Below are 12,786 nucleotides of genomic sequence, written 5' to 3'. Positions count from 1 at the left end.
GGCCGACACCGAAATCCGGCCACCGGCACGCCCCGTGGGCGTCGTGGCGGCGGCACCCGCCGCGGACCCCGTCCCGCCCGCGGCGGCACCGGAGCGGCCCACGGCGCACCGGGATCCGCAAGGCCGCGGCGAGGCAAGGGAGTTGGGCACGGGCCCCGCGGAGAGACCCGCGCCGGAGAACGGAGGAGGCCGGATCGGAGATCGCCCGATCCGGCCTCGCACGTGGTGGGCCACCAGGGGCTCGAACCCTGAACCTACGGATTAAAAGTCCGCAGCTCTGCCAATTGAGCTAGTGGCCCGCGGCCCTTGCGCACCCGGAGTTCCGGACGGGAGGACCACGGCGATCCTACCCGGTGGGGCCCAGGGCTCCGCCAGTGGATTGCACGGGCGTGCCGGGGTTGCGGAGTGGTTCCCGGGGCGGGGTGTAGTGGGCGGCGCGGACCCGGCGGAGCCAGGACTCGGCGGGACGCGGGTCGGGCGCGGCGGGCAGCACGCCGGGACGGGCGAGGCGGTCGGCGGCCCCGGCGAGCAGACCCTCCGCGAGGGTGGGACGGTCGGCGATGCGTTCGCCGAGTTCGCGGACGCGTTCGGGGTCGGGCAGCCGGATCAGGTTGCGGCCGGTCTCGTGCAGGCGGACGGCCTGCTCGACCAGCCGGACCAGGTGCCGGGCGTGCTTGGCGGCCCGGCGGCGGGTGGCCGGGTCGGTGGTGTCGCGGGTCAGCAGTTTGCGGAACTGCTGGTCGGCGTAGCCGAGGTAGGCCTTCCGCACGGCGGGCGCGCTGAGGAACGCCGTACGCAGGCCGACCAGTTCGTCGCCGAGCGGGGTGCGGACCTCGTACAGCTCCTGCGGCAGCCAGACCAGTTCGGAGGCGGTCGGGTTGCAGCTCAGCGCCAGCCGGCACCACTTGGCGGCCTCGTGCAGGGTGAGGTCGGGCGCGGTGCCGACGTGCGACTCGGCGGGGCGCTCCAGGCCGTGCAACTCCTCGGTGGGGGTGGCGAACAGGCCCAGCCGGTCGATGTCGGAGCCGGCGTGGGCGAAGCCGTACGCGGTGGAACCGACGATGCCGGAGAGCAGCACCGTGCCGGGGACGGCGGGGAAAGCGGGGGCAGTGGGCATCGGCGGGCTCCTCTCGGACGGACGGGCGGGCACCGCATCCTCGTTCCGGCATCCTCGCCGCAGCGGGCCGCGCCCGGGAAACGAATTCCCGTCCGGGGCCGGTCCGGCCGCCGATACTGGGGCCCATGAAGCACGACCCGCTCGCCGAAGGCCCCCCGGAAGCCGCCGGAACCGCCAAGCTGCGCGCCTGGTGGTCGCACCGGCAGTGGCTGGACCGCCCGCACACCGGCGCCGGTGTCGCCGAGGTGCTGGCCGCCACCGGCTGGGCCCGCTCGGTGGGCGGCGCGGCGCCGTACCTGGGCCTGTTCGCCCGGGCCGGGCTCGGACGGGCGGCGGTGGACGCGGCGGTGGCCCGGCTGGAGGTGCACGAGCTGCCGTCCGCGCGCGGCTGCACCTACGTGCTGCCGGCCGCCGACTTCGCGCTCGGACTGGCCGCCGGGGCGGCCGCGCCGGCGGGCGAACTGGCGGCGGCGGAGAAGCACCTGGGGATCGGCCGGGACGAGGTGGAGAAGCTCTGCCTGGCCGTCGAGCGGGTGCTGTCCGAGCACCGGCCGCTGGCCCCCGCGGCGATCCGGGAGGCGGTCGGCGACGCCGTCCGACCGCTCGGCGAGGCAGGGCGCAGGCGCGGCCTCACCAGCACCCTGCCGCTCGCCCTCGGGCTGATGCAGTCCCGCGGGCGGATCCGCCGGGTGCCCGTCAACGGCCGTCTGGACCAGCAGCGTTACGGCTACGTCGGCTGGGACCAGCCGGTCGCCGGGGACGCCGTCGACCTCGCCCACCGCTACTTCTCCTGGGCCGGCCCGGCCACCCTGCGGCACTTCCGCTGGTTCTCCGGCTTCACCGCCGCCACCGCCCGCCGGGCCGTCGCCGAGGCCGGCCTGGTACCGCTCGGGCCCGGCTCGGAACTCCTGCTGCCGCCCGGACTCGCCGAGGAGTTCGCCGGGTTCGAGGTGCCGGACGAGCCGCACTACACCCTGCTCGCCGGCATCGACGGCATCCACCTGCTGCACCGCGACCTGCCCCGGCTGCTCGACCCCGCCGACGCCGCCCGCCCGCTGCCCGCCGGCCGGGCCGGGCGGGTCTTCGGCACCGAGGCGGACCCGCAGACCCACGTGGTGCTCGACCGCGGCCGGATCGTCGGGCTCTGGGAGTACGACACCGAGCGCTCCGAGCTGGTCCTGCTGCCCTTCGTCCCGCTCGACGACGCCCTGCGGGAGGCGGTCGCCCGCACCGAGGCCTTCGTCCGGGACGACCTGGGCGACGCCCGCGGCTTCAGCCTCGACTCGCCGAAGAGCCGGGCCCCGAAGATCGCGGCCCTGCGGGAGGCGGCCGCGCGGGCCCCCGGCGCCCGAGGTCCGGCCGCGGGTGTCCAGGACCCGGGGGCGGGTGTCCGAAACCCGACCGCGGGTGTCCGGGGCGCGGCCGCCGGGTAGCGTACGGGCCATGCCGACCACCCAGACCGACGAGGTCCTGATCGTCACCGGCGCGAGCCGCGGCATCGGTGCCGCCACCGCCCTGCTGGCCGCCCGCCGCGGCTACCGGGTCTGCGTCAACTACCGTACGGACGAGGCCTCGGCAGCCGCCGTCGTGGACGCGATCCGGACCGAGGGCGGCACCGCCCTCGCGGTCCGCGCCGACGTCTCCCGCACCGCCGAGGTGGAGCGGCTGTTCACCACCGTCGACGACGAACTCGGCCCGCTCACCGGGCTGGTGAACAACGCCGGCACGCTGGAGAAGCAGTGCCGGCTGGAGGAGATCGACGAGGACCGGCTGAACCGGATCTGGGCCGCCAACATCACCGGCCCGTTCCTGTGCGCGGCGCAGGCCGTCCGCCGGATGTCCACCCGGCACGGCGGGCGCGGCGGCGCCATCGTCAACGTCGGCTCGGCCGCCTCCCGGATCGGCTCGCCGAACGAGTACGTCGACTACGCGGCCGCCAAGGGCGCGGTGGACTCGATGACCCGCGGCCTGGCCCTGGAGGTCGCCGCCGAGGGCATCCGGGTCAACGCGGTGCGGCCGGGACTGATCCACACCGGCATCCACGCGCTCGGCGGCGAGCCCGGCCGGGTCGACCGGGTCGCGCCGAACCTGCCGATGCGCCGCGGCGGGCAGCCGGAGGAGGTCGCCGAGGCGATCCTCTTCCTGCTCTCCCCGGCGGCCTCGTACACCACGGGGGCGTTCCTGGAGGTCTCGGGCGGGCGCTGAGCAGCCCGCTCCGCCCCGGCCGGGAACGGTTTCGGCCGACGTCGTCCCGCCACCGGACGGCCCGCTCCGGTTTCCTTCCGCCGGTACGCCCCCGCCCGTACGGTGGTGGCCATGACCGACGCCTTCATCGACATCCCCGGGGTGCGCAACTTCCGTGACGCGGGCGGGATCGGCGCTCTCCGCCGGGGCGTGCTGTACCGCTCCGGGTCCTTCCACACCCTCACCGAGGAGGGCGCCCGGCGGCTCGAAGCCCTCGGCCTGCGGACGGTGTTCGACCTGCGCAGCGCGTACGAGCTGGAGGCCTGGCCGGACCAGCGGCACGGCCTCGACCACGGCGCCCTCAACCTGCCGTCCCTGCCCCCGCATCCCAGGAACGGCGACCGACCCTGGCCCGAGGACCAGGCCGCCCTCTACCCCTTCATGGCCGAGACGGCCGGCCCCTCGATCGCCGCCGTCGTGCGCCGCCTGGCCACGCCGGACACGCTGGCCGCCGTCGTCCACTGCGCCGTCGGCAAGGACCGCACCGGGGTCACCATCGCCGTGCTCCAGTCCCTGCTGGGCGCCTCCGAGGCCGAGATCACCGCCGACTTCCTGCTCTCCAACGTCGGCCTCGGCCTCGACAAGGGCCCCATCCCGTACTTCGACGAGACCGGCACCGAGCGCCTCTCCCGCCCGGTCGGCGCCGAACTCCTGGCCTCCTCCCTGGCCTGGATCCACGACCACCACGGCACCGTCCCCGACTACCTCCGCCACCACGGCACGACGGACGCCGAACTCGACGCCGTCCGCGCCCACCTGTCGGACTGACCGGGACTCAGCCCGCCCGGCGCTCGAAGCGCCACCACTGGGTCGGGGCGTCGACGTCCTCGTGCTGGTGGACGTCGGCGTCCGGGGTGTCGCCCGCCGTCAGGGGCTTGCCACTGATGAAGCTGCTGACCGTGTAGGTGCCGGGGGCGTCGACGTGGGCCTCCAGCAGCCACTCCTGGGCGCCGAAGGCGTTGGCCCACCACTGCTGGATCCGGACGCCGTCCTGCGTCGAGGCTCCGGTGACGTCCAGGCGCTTGCCGCTGTGGACGTTCTCGATGTGGAACAGCGCGCCGCCCGGGTGGACGGCGGTGAGGCGCCAGAGCTGGGCGTCGCCGCCGTCGTCCGCGCCGAGGACGATCCGGGCACCGCCGCGCCGGGAGGCGCCGGCGACCTGCAGCAGCAGGCCGCTGCCGACGTTGCGGACGAGGTAGCTGCCGTCGGTGATCTCGGAGTCCGTCACGCCCGCAGTCTGCCACCGGGCGCCGACAGACCCCGTACGGCCGGGGAAGCGGAGGAGTTTCCACCGGACCGGCCGCGCCCCCTATGCTGCGGCGAATGTCCACCGAGCAGATACCGTCGCACCGTCAACAGCCCACCTTCGCCGAAGCCGTGGCCGCCCTGGAGGCCGTGGTCGCGGCCGGGGACGACGAGCGGTTCGGGCCCGCCCTCGGGCTGGTCGGCGGGCTGTTCGGCGCGGCCGACCCGGCGGAGCGGGTGGCGGCCGGCCCCCGGCTGGCCGCGCTGCTGCCGGACGCCCCGCCGTTCCCCCGCGCCCACCTGGCGATGGTGGTGGGCGCCTGCGTCGAGCACGGCGCCGACCCGGTCGCCTGCTCCGGCCCGGTGCTGGCCGGCCTGCGCGGGGCGCTGACCGGCGCCCAGCTGCTGGTGCGGCGGTGGGTCTCCACCGGCGGCGGCCCGCTGCCCGACGCGGAGCAGGACGATCCGGCCGAGGCGCACGAGCGGATCGCCGACCCGGCGCACCTGGACGAGTGGCACGCGCACCTGGCCGTGGTCGCCTGGTGGACGCTGCACCTGTGGCAGCAGGCGGCCTGGGCGGTGTACGCGCACGCGGAGGTCCGGGCCGAGGCCCGCGCCTCGGGCGTGACCGAGGTGCTCCTGGAGCTGTTCGACCGCTACCGGGGCGAGCAGCACGACTTCAAGGGCCTGGTCCACCTGGCGCTGATGCTGGACGACGAGCCGCTGCTGGTCCTCGACCGCCCCACCGGCACCGGCTACCTGCTGCGGATGAGCGGCCTGAGCGACACCTTCCAGCTGCACACCCTGCTCGCCGACGTCCTGGTCGGCGGCGGCCACCTGCCCGGCGCCCCGCAGGACCGGGAGGTGGTGGCGCTGGCCCGGACGGCGTTCCTGGACGGCCGCCGGGTGATCGCCACCGGCGCCTTCAACCTGGTCGCGCCGGACGGCTCCTGGATCTGGAACGAGGGGACGCCGAGCGACGTCCCGGTGGTGGACGGCGTGCGCACCCTGGTGCTGGAGCCGCTGCCGTACGAGCGGAGCTGGTCGGCCGGGCGGTTCATCCAGGAGGTCCCGGGCGACCTGCGGCTGGAGCGGGTGCTCGACCCGGCGGAGGCCGCCCGCCGGCTGGCCGCCACGGTGCCGGGGCAGACGCCCGCCGAGGCGTTCCGGTAGGAGGCCCCGACGGCCCCGACGGTCCACCGGGTTATGGTCGGAAACCGACACAGCCCCTACGAGTGGAGTCGACGATGGCGAAGGTCCCGAACGTTCTCGCGGCGGCCGCGCCCGCCGCGCTGACCGCGGCGAGCGGTCTGGTCGGCGGTTACGGCGTCGCCCGCTGGAGCGGCCGGCGCGAACTGGGCGGCGCGGTGCTGGCGGTGGCCGGCGCCGGGGCGGCCGCGCAGTGGCGCCGCAGCTCGGGCACGGGCACCGCGGCGGCGCTGACCGGCCTGTACGTGGCCGCCTTCGGCGGCTCGCACCCGCTGGCCAAGCGGATCGGCGCCTGGCCGTCCGTCTTCGCCGTGACCGGCGTGGTCGCGGCGGCCTCCACGGCCGCGACGGCGCTCTCGGCCCGCCGGAAGTAGCCCGCCGGAAGCAGGCGACCGGAAGCAGCCGGCCGGGAGCAACCGGCCGCCACCGGAAGCAGGCCGCCGCCGGGGGTGGCCGGCCCGGCCCGCGGGCGCGGCCGGCTACCGGACCGCCGCGCCGAACCGGGCCTCGAAGGCGGCCCGGTTCGCGGAGACCGGCGAGCGGTCCCAGACCGCGAACACCACCTGCTCGAAGGCCGCCCCGTACCGGGCCAGCGCCCCCTCGAAGGCCTCGGCGACCTGCGCCGGGTCGTTGCGGAACACCCCGCAGCCCCACGCGCCGAGCACCAGCGTGCGCACCTCGTGCCGGGCGGCCGCCGCGAGCACCCGCACGGCCCGCTCGGCGAGCACGTCCCGGACGTCCGCACCCGGCGAACGCCGTTCCAGCTGACCGGCGTTGGGCGCGGGCGAGGTCAGGAAGGTGACCGGGTACGGCTGTGCCAGCAGCTCGCCACGCCCGTCCCGGATCACCGGCACCGCCGGTGAGACGATCACCCGGTGGCTGTACCGGAGGTCGGTCGAGGCCCGGTGCGCCTCGTAGTAGTCCGGCGCCTCCAGCAGGCAGCTGTACAGCAGCGCGCCGCGGCACAGGTCCTCCTCCTGGGCGCGGGCGCCGCGCAGGTAGCCGCCGCCGGGGTTGCGCGCGGAGGCGAAGTTCAGCACCCCGACCGGCCCCGCCCCGGCCGCGACCAGCCGGCGGGCGGCCTGGATGCTCCCCTCGGCCGTCACCTCGATCCGCCCGGCCGCCGGCCCGGGGCCGGCGCCCCCCGCGGCCAGCAGCGCCGCCAGGCCCTCCGGCGCGTACGACACCGTGCCGGCCTTCGCCGCCGCCAACTCATCCCCCACCTGCACGAGTTCGCCCCCGGTCGTCCGGTAGCTCCCCCGCTCGGCGATCCCCTCGTTCACCCGTGCCACTTCGTGCAGTCTGCTGCTCATGGCGGCGACGCTACGGGACCGCCGCGCCCGCGCGCCACAGGTTATTCTCACCTCCAGAACAACACCTCGGGGCGCCCCGGGGAAACGCGAAGGGCCCGCTCCGGGGGACGGAGCGGGCCCTTCGTGCGTTTCAGCCGGGTCGGCGGTCGACTACCGCCGGTGCGGCGTCAGTTCTTCCAGCGCGGCTTGCGGTCGTCGCGGTCGAAACCACCCGAACGGCGGTCGTCGCGGTCACGGCCGCCACCGAAGCCGCCACGGTCGCCGCCGAAGGAACGGCCACCGCGGTCGGACTGCGGACGGCCGCCGGAGCGGTGGTCGTCGCGGCGCGAGAACGGACGGCTGCTGCCGCCGCGCTCGTCGCGGTCCCGGCCGAAGGACGGGCGGTCGCCGAAGGAGCGGGCCGGACGGTCGCCGCCGAAGGAACGGCCGCCGCGGTCGTCGCGGTCACGGCCGCCACCGAAGCCACCACGGTCGCTGCCACGGTCACCGCCGAAGGAACGGCCGCCGCGGTCGTCACGGTCACGGCCGGCGCCGAAGCCGCCACGGTCACGGTTGAAGCCACCGCGGTCGCCGCCGAAGGAACGGCCGCCGCGGTCGTCACGGTCACGGCCGGCGCCGAAGCCGCCACGGTCACGGTTGAAGCCACCGCGGTCGCGGTCGAAACCACCGGAGCGACGGTCGTCACGGTCGCGGTCACGGCCGCCACCGAAGCCACCGGAACGGCGGTCGTCACGGTCGCGGTCACGGCCGCCACCGAAGCCGCCCGAACGGCGGTCGTCCCGGTCACGGTCACGGTCGCGGTCGCGGTCACGACCGAAGGCCGGGCGCTCGCTGCGCGCCTCGCGGTACGACGGGGCGCGGTCCTCGGCCTGCGGCGCGGCGGCCTCGGCGGCGGCCGGAGCGGCCTCGGTCTGCTCACCGGACTCGGCCTCGGCCTCGGCGGCCGGCTCGTCCTCGATGCCCAGCTCGGCCCGCTCGCGCGCCGCACGGGCGGCCAGACGGTCGGCCTCCTCGCGAAGCTCGTTGGCGCGGCGCTGCGCGCGCTCCAGCTGGCGGGTCATGTCGGCGAGCTCGCGCTCGGCGGCACCGGCGATGTTGGCGGCGCTCTCGGCCTGGACCTCGGTCAGCGAGCGGGCGCCGGTGATCTTGGCGACCTCCGCGTCGAAGGCGTGGTCCAGGATGTGGCGCGAGGCGTCGACGCCCGCGTCCTCCATCAGGCGGAAGACGCCGCGGCGCTGGTGCGGCAGCACCAGGGTGACGACGGCGCCGGAGCGGCCGGCCCGGGCGGTGCGGCCGGAGCGGTGCAGGTAGTCCTTGTGGTCGCCGGCCGGGTCCACGTTCAGGACCAGGTCGATGCCGTCGACGTGGATGCCGCGGGCGGCGACGTCGGTGGCGACGACGACGTTGGTGTAGCCGTCCTTGAAGTCGCCGAGGACGCGGGTGCGGGCGCCCTGGGTCATGCCACCGTGCAGCGCGTCGGCCTTCACGCCGGCCTCGATCAGCTGCTCGGCGACGCGGTCGGCGCCCATCTGGGTGCGGACGAAGATGATCGTGCGGCCCTTGCGGGCGGCGATCGCGTTGGTGATCGGCGCCTTGTCCTTGGGCTTCACCACGAGGATGTGGTGGGTCATCGTGGTGACGGCGCCGGCCGACGGGTCGACCTCGTGGGTGACCGGGTTCTTCAGGTAGCGCTTGACCAGGGTGTCGATCTCGTTCTCCAGGGTGGCGGAGAACAGCAGGCGCTGGCCGCCGGCCGGCACCTTGTCGAGGATCTCGGTGACCTCGGGCAGGAAGCCCATGTCGGCCATCTGGTCGGCCTCGTCGAGCACGACGGTCTTGACGTCGTCCAGCTTGGCGGAGCCGCGGTTCAGCAGGTCGCGCAGACGGCCGGGGGTGGCGACGAGGATGTCGACGCCGCGCTCCAGCGCGTAGATCTGGTTCGACATCGAGGTGCCGCCGCAGACGACCTTGAGGCGCAGGCCGAGCACCGAGCCGAACGGCTCCAGGGCGTCGGCGACCTGCATGGCCAGCTCACGGGTCGGGACCAGGATCAGGCCGCGCGGGTGCTTCGGCTTGGTGCGCTCGCCGTCGGCGAGGCGGGTCAGCAGCGGCAGACCGAAGCTGAGGGTCTTGCCGGAGCCGGTGCGGCCGCGGCCCAGCACGTCCTTGCCGGCCAGGGCGTCCGGGATGGTCGCGGCCTGGATCGGGAACGGGGTGGTGACGCCGCGCTTGGCGAGGGCGCGCACGACGTCGTCGTGCAGGCCCAGGTCGCCGAAGGTGACGGTCGGCTCGGCGGCCGCCTCCTCGGTGGCCTCCACGGCCTCGGCGATCACCTCATCCGCGGCGGTGTCGAGGGTGTCGGTGGTGTCGGTGACATCGGCGGCGGCCTCGTTCGCGGGCATGGCGAAGCGGGCGTCGTCAACGAGAGACATGCAAAACCTTCCGGAAGTGGCACGCGCCAAAGTCCGGGGTTCTGTTTCACAACCGCCTCTATGCGGTCAGCCACGGATCGCCGGAACGCGCCAAGGGCGCCAGATGGGAGTAGGGCGCCAGTCAAATGGATCAAACGAACGATCTACCACCATAGACGAGCCTGGGGATCGGAGGCAAACGCCCTGCTCAATCCGCTATTGCCCGACCACGCGAGGGCTCGGCGCCGAGGAACCGGAGCTGCCGGAGGACGGGTCCGGAGCCGGCGGGACGGTCGCGGCGGGCGAGCTGTGCTCGGGCGCGGGAGTGCCGGACGGGCGGTTGCTGGGGGTGGACGAGGGCGACCCGGCCGAACCGCCGCCGGAACGGCCCTCGCCGGTGCCGCCCGCCCCGCCGGTACCACCGGACCCGCCGGCGCCACCACCCGGGTGCGGCACGGGACTTGTGTTCGCACCGCCCGCCGCACCGCCGCCCGCACCACCGTCGGGAGCGCCCGGCCCCGGCACCGGGACCACCCCGGCCCCCGCGCCGTTCGACCCCGGTGCCGAGTCGCCGGGCGCCGTGGCGGTGGCCCCGTTCGACCCGGCGTCGCCCTGGAGGCCCCCCGGCCGCTCGGGGTGGCCCGAGGCCCCGCCGGCACGCCCCGTCCCCGGGGAGGCCGAGGGCCCGCCCGTCGCCCCCGGCCGGACCGCCGGACCGGCCTGCCCGACCGGCGCCACGCCGTGCTTCTCCTCCGCGGCCGGGCCGACCGACATGCACCCCGTCAGCCCGAGCCCGGCCATCGTCAGCAGCGCCGCCGCCCGTACCGCGCGCGAGCGCGGGACCGCCGCCGCCCGCCCCGGAGCCGTACGGGCGGCGGCCAGCCGCACCCGCACCGCCCGTACCGCCCGCACCGTCCGCGCCGCCCGCGCCGCCCGCACCGAAGCCACTGAGGTCCCTCTCTACCGCCCCACCCGGGCCGCCCACTCGCGCGCGGCCGCTTTCGGTGCCCAACGCGCGCCCGGCCCGGCGGGACACGGGCAGCGGGCAAGCTCGCCCGGCGGAGGCGGTGCGGGGCGCGCCCTCCGACGCCCGCTTCGGCTCCCGCTCCGGCGCCCGGTCAGCCCCAGAGCGCCGAGGCCAGCTCCGCGCCCACGAACACCGCGGCCAGCCCCGCCGCCACGCTGCCGGCCACGTTGGCCAGCGCGTACCGCCCGGCGCCGGTCTCGGCCAGCCGCAGGGTCTCGTACGAGAAGGTCGAGTAGGTGGTCAGCGCCCCGCAGAGCCCCGTCCCCAGCAGCAGCTGGACCTGCGAGGAGGCCGCGCCCGCCGCCACCGCGCCGGTCACCAGCCCGAGGATCAGGCAGCCGACCACGTTCACCGTGAACGTGCCCCACGGGAACACCGAGTCGTGCCGGGACTGCACCGCCCGGTCGGTCAGGTACCGCAGCGGCGCGCCGACCACCGCGCCCGCCACCACCAGCAGCCAGTTCACTCGGCCGTCTCCCCCGGCCCCGCCGTCCCCCCGCGGCCCGAGCCCCTGCCCGGGTCCCGGCCCGGCTCCCGGCCCGCGTAGGTGACCACCTCGCAGCGGTCCAGCAGCACCAGGCCCTCCGCCACCATCCCGTCCAGCTGCGGCAGGAACGCCCGCACCCGCTCCTCCTCGTCCACGATCACCACCGCCACCGGCAGGTCCTCGCTCAGCGACAGCAGCCGCGTGGTGTGCACCAGCGACGACGCCCCGAACCCCTCGATCCCCCGGAACACGCTCGCCCCGGCCAGCCCGGCCGCCCTGGCCCGGTGCACGATCTCGCTGTACAGCGGGCGGTGGTGCCACCGGTCGCTCTCCCCGACCAGCACCGTCAGCCGCAGCGCGGGCCCGCCCAGCCGGCTCACCGCGCACCCCGCCCTGCCCCGCGGCGGACCGCCCGGTGGATCAGACGCCGGGTCAGCCCGGCCGCCGCCCACACCGCCACCAGCGCGCCCACCAGCGTCAGCCCGAGGTACGCCAGGGCCGGCCCGGGCCGGCCGCCCTCCAGCAGCCGGCGGATGTCCACCGCGTACGTCGAGAAGGTGGTGAACCCGCCCAGCACGCCGGTGCCGAAGAACGGCCGCACCAGCGGATGCGGCTGGCGCCCCTCGGTGATCACCACCAGGAACACCCCGATCACCGCGCAGCCCACCACGTTGACCAGCAGCGTCGTCCACGGGAAGGCCGACGGCCCGGTCTGCCGGCCGAGCCCGGCCGCGTACCGCGCGGTCGCCCCGATCGCCCCGCCCGCGGCGACCACCGCCACCGCCCGCCCCTGCCCGCGCAGCACCGGCGGCCGACCGGGACGGCGGCCGGTGCGGGCCCGCGCCACGGCGTCGTCCACGGCGCCCTCCGAGGTCGTCATAGCCCCATCAAACACCGGGCTCCGCCACCTGGCACACCGTCATCCGACACCGGACAATGATCCGGTGGAGATGACCCGGGAAGAGTTCGAAACGCTGGTCAGCGACGCCCTCGACCAGATCCCCCCGCAGCTCGCGGCCATGATGGACAACGTCGCAATCTTCGTCGAGGACGAACCCGACCCGGGCGACCCGGAACTCCTCGGCCTCTACGAGGGCACCCCGCTCACCGAGCGCGGCGAGTGGTACGCGGGCGTGCTGCCCGACCGCATCCTGATCTACCGCGGCCCCACCCTGCGCCACTGCGAGACCCGCGAGCAGGTGGTCGAGGAGGTCCGCACCACGGTCATCCACGAGGTCGCCCACCACTTCGGTTTCGACGACCACGAGCTCGACGAACTCGGCTGGTCCTGACCCCGCCGCGGACCCCGCCACGGACCCGCACCCCCACCCGGGCGAAACCCGTTTTGGCGATCCGCCCCACATCCCATATGCTTCTCGACGTCCCCGAACGCTGGAAACAGCGGGACAGGCCGCAAGCCCTCATCGTCTAGTGGCCCAGGACGCCGCCCTTTCAAGGCGGTAGCACGGGTTCGAATCCCGTTGGGGGCACGCAGTACACGTAGTAAAGTGCAGTACGCAAGACCGCAAGACCCTGAGTGGTTCGCCACTTCTAGGTCCCGTGGAGCAGTTGGTTAGCTCGCCACCCTGTCAAGGTGGAGGTCGCGGGTTCAAGTCCCGTCGGGATCGCTCGTCTCGCAAGAGACGGTGCAGTACGGCCAGGTAGCTCAGTTGGTACGAGCGTCCGCCTGAAAAGCGGAAGGTCGCCGGTTCGACCCCGGCCCTGGCCACAGG

Annotated in this window: 13 protein-coding genes, 4 tRNA genes and 1 pseudogene; 9 read left to right on the top strand and 9 right to left on the bottom strand. The window is 75.5% G+C overall.

Going from position 1 to position 12,786, the window contains the following annotated elements:
• Nucleotides 1-223: 223 nt before the first annotated feature.
• Nucleotides 224-299: transfer RNA gene (locus tag ACGF13_RS31810), tRNA-Lys, on the bottom strand.
• A 47-nt stretch (nt 300-346) separates the two neighbouring features.
• Entirely contained in the window at nt 347-1,117 is a 771-nt protein-coding gene (locus tag ACGF13_RS31805) for a DNA polymerase beta superfamily protein (protein ID WP_392881824.1), read from the bottom strand.
• Nucleotides 1,118-1,242: 125 nt separating this feature from the next.
• Here ACGF13_RS31805 and ACGF13_RS31800 point away from each other — a divergent pair, with 125 nt between their 5' ends.
• The 3 genes from ACGF13_RS31800 to ACGF13_RS31790 all read left to right on the top strand — a co-directional run bounded on the left by ACGF13_RS31800 (nt 1,243) and on the right by ACGF13_RS31790 (nt 4,129).
• Nucleotides 1,243-2,550, top strand: coding sequence for a DNA glycosylase AlkZ-like family protein (locus tag ACGF13_RS31800; RefSeq protein WP_392881822.1), 1,308 nt, complete (start codon nt 1,243-1,245; stop codon nt 2,548-2,550).
• A gap of 10 nt (nt 2,551-2,560) precedes the next feature.
• A complete protein-coding gene (locus tag ACGF13_RS31795) occupies nt 2,561-3,322 on the top strand; it encodes an SDR family oxidoreductase (RefSeq protein ID WP_392881819.1) in 762 nt (253 codons plus the stop codon).
• 111 nt (nt 3,323-3,433) lie between these two features.
• The gene (locus ACGF13_RS31790; RefSeq protein WP_392881817.1) at nt 3,434-4,129 is read left to right on the top strand and encodes a tyrosine-protein phosphatase; all 696 of its coding nucleotides are present in this window, start codon (nt 3,434-3,436) and stop codon (nt 4,127-4,129) included.
• A gap of 7 nt (nt 4,130-4,136) precedes the next feature.
• On the opposite strand, the pseudogene ACGF13_RS31785 reads toward ACGF13_RS31790, so the two are convergent.
• Nucleotides 4,137-4,595 (bottom strand): annotated as a pseudogene (locus ACGF13_RS31785) (RICIN domain-containing protein); the annotation flags it as partial.
• 89 nt (nt 4,596-4,684) lie between these two features.
• On the opposite strand from ACGF13_RS31785, the gene ACGF13_RS31780 reads away from it, so the two are divergent.
• Both ACGF13_RS31780 and ACGF13_RS31775 read left to right on the top strand, forming a co-directional pair.
• The gene (locus ACGF13_RS31780) at nt 4,685-5,779 is read left to right on the top strand and encodes a hypothetical protein (RefSeq protein WP_392881815.1); all 1,095 of its coding nucleotides are present in this window, start codon (nt 4,685-4,687) and stop codon (nt 5,777-5,779) included.
• A gap of 74 nt (nt 5,780-5,853) precedes the next feature.
• Nucleotides 5,854-6,189 (top strand): hypothetical protein, encoded by a 336-nt coding sequence (locus ACGF13_RS31775; protein ID WP_392881812.1) that lies wholly within the window; start codon nt 5,854-5,856, stop codon nt 6,187-6,189.
• Nucleotides 6,190-6,294: 105 nt separating this feature from the next.
• Here ACGF13_RS31775 and ACGF13_RS31770 read toward each other — a convergent pair whose 3' ends face one another.
• The 6 genes from ACGF13_RS31770 to crcB (ACGF13_RS31745) all read right to left on the bottom strand — a co-directional run bounded on the left by ACGF13_RS31770 (nt 6,295) and on the right by crcB (ACGF13_RS31745) (nt 11,933).
• Nucleotides 6,295-7,128 (bottom strand): TIGR02452 family protein, encoded by an 834-nt coding sequence (locus tag ACGF13_RS31770; protein WP_392881811.1) that lies wholly within the window; start codon nt 7,126-7,128, stop codon nt 6,295-6,297.
• Between the two features lie 167 nt (nt 7,129-7,295).
• Entirely contained in the window at nt 7,296-9,560 is a 2,265-nt protein-coding gene (locus ACGF13_RS31765; RefSeq protein ID WP_392881809.1) for a DEAD/DEAH box helicase, read from the bottom strand.
• A 195-nt stretch (nt 9,561-9,755) separates the two neighbouring features.
• A complete protein-coding gene (locus ACGF13_RS31760; RefSeq protein WP_392881807.1) occupies nt 9,756-10,487 on the bottom strand; it encodes a hypothetical protein in 732 nt (243 codons plus the stop codon).
• A 170-nt stretch (nt 10,488-10,657) separates the two neighbouring features.
• Nucleotides 10,658-11,032: a fluoride efflux transporter CrcB gene (gene crcB, locus ACGF13_RS31755; RefSeq protein WP_392881805.1), complete on the bottom strand. Its 375-nt coding sequence runs from the start codon at nt 11,030-11,032 to the stop codon at nt 10,658-10,660.
• A complete protein-coding gene (locus tag ACGF13_RS31750; protein WP_392881803.1) occupies nt 11,029-11,433 on the bottom strand; it encodes a DUF190 domain-containing protein in 405 nt (134 codons plus the stop codon). The genes crcB (ACGF13_RS31755) and ACGF13_RS31750 overlap by 4 nt, the downstream gene beginning before the upstream one ends.
• Nucleotides 11,430-11,933, bottom strand: a complete 504-nt coding sequence (crcB, locus tag ACGF13_RS31745) for a fluoride efflux transporter CrcB (protein ID WP_392881800.1) — start codon at nt 11,931-11,933, stop codon at nt 11,430-11,432. Before crcB (ACGF13_RS31745) ends, ACGF13_RS31750 begins: the two co-directional genes overlap by 4 nt.
• A gap of 70 nt (nt 11,934-12,003) precedes the next feature.
• Here crcB (ACGF13_RS31745) and ACGF13_RS31740 point away from each other — a divergent pair, with 70 nt between their 5' ends.
• The 4 genes from ACGF13_RS31740 to ACGF13_RS31725 all read left to right on the top strand — a co-directional run bounded on the left by ACGF13_RS31740 (nt 12,004) and on the right by ACGF13_RS31725 (nt 12,782).
• A complete protein-coding gene (locus ACGF13_RS31740) occupies nt 12,004-12,345 on the top strand; it encodes a metallopeptidase family protein (protein ID WP_360347454.1) in 342 nt (113 codons plus the stop codon).
• Nucleotides 12,346-12,470: 125 nt separating this feature from the next.
• A tRNA-Glu gene (locus tag ACGF13_RS31735) sits at nt 12,471-12,543 on the top strand.
• Between the two features lie 64 nt (nt 12,544-12,607).
• Nucleotides 12,608-12,681, top strand: a tRNA-Asp gene (locus ACGF13_RS31730).
• A 27-nt stretch (nt 12,682-12,708) separates the two neighbouring features.
• Nucleotides 12,709-12,782: transfer RNA gene (locus ACGF13_RS31725), tRNA-Phe, on the top strand.
• Nucleotides 12,783-12,786: the final 4 nt, after the last annotated feature.

Origin of the sequence: Kitasatospora sp. NPDC048286 (genome assembly GCF_043201735.1) — a bacterium.
Lineage (GTDB): Bacteria > Actinomycetota > Actinomycetes > Streptomycetales > Streptomycetaceae > Kitasatospora.
The sequence above is the reverse complement of the archived record's forward strand: the minus strand, read 5'-3'. Positions and strand labels throughout refer to the sequence as shown.

Bases quoted from the DNA above. Each gene is read 5' to 3' on its own strand.
- ACGF13_RS31805 (WP_392881824.1), bottom strand. From the start codon at position 1,117: ATGCCCACTGCCCCCGCTTTCCCCGCCGTCCCCGGCACGGTGCTGCTC.
- ACGF13_RS31800 (WP_392881822.1), top strand. From the start codon at position 1,243: ATGAAGCACGACCCGCTCGCCGAAGGCCCCCCGGAAGCCGCCGGAACC.
- ACGF13_RS31795 (WP_392881819.1), top strand. From the start codon at position 2,561: ATGCCGACCACCCAGACCGACGAGGTCCTGATCGTCACCGGCGCGAGC.
- ACGF13_RS31790 (WP_392881817.1), top strand. From the start codon at position 3,434: ATGACCGACGCCTTCATCGACATCCCCGGGGTGCGCAACTTCCGTGAC.
- ACGF13_RS31780 (WP_392881815.1), top strand. From the start codon at position 4,685: ATGTCCACCGAGCAGATACCGTCGCACCGTCAACAGCCCACCTTCGCC.
- ACGF13_RS31775 (WP_392881812.1), top strand. From the start codon at position 5,854: ATGGCGAAGGTCCCGAACGTTCTCGCGGCGGCCGCGCCCGCCGCGCTG.
- ACGF13_RS31770 (WP_392881811.1), bottom strand. From the start codon at position 7,128: ATGAGCAGCAGACTGCACGAAGTGGCACGGGTGAACGAGGGGATCGCC.
- ACGF13_RS31765 (WP_392881809.1), bottom strand. From the start codon at position 9,560: ATGTCTCTCGTTGACGACGCCCGCTTCGCCATGCCCGCGAACGAGGCC.
- crcB (WP_392881800.1), bottom strand. From the start codon at position 11,933: ATGACGACCTCGGAGGGCGCCGTGGACGACGCCGTGGCGCGGGCCCGC.
- ACGF13_RS31740 (WP_360347454.1), top strand. From the start codon at position 12,004: ATGACCCGGGAAGAGTTCGAAACGCTGGTCAGCGACGCCCTCGACCAG.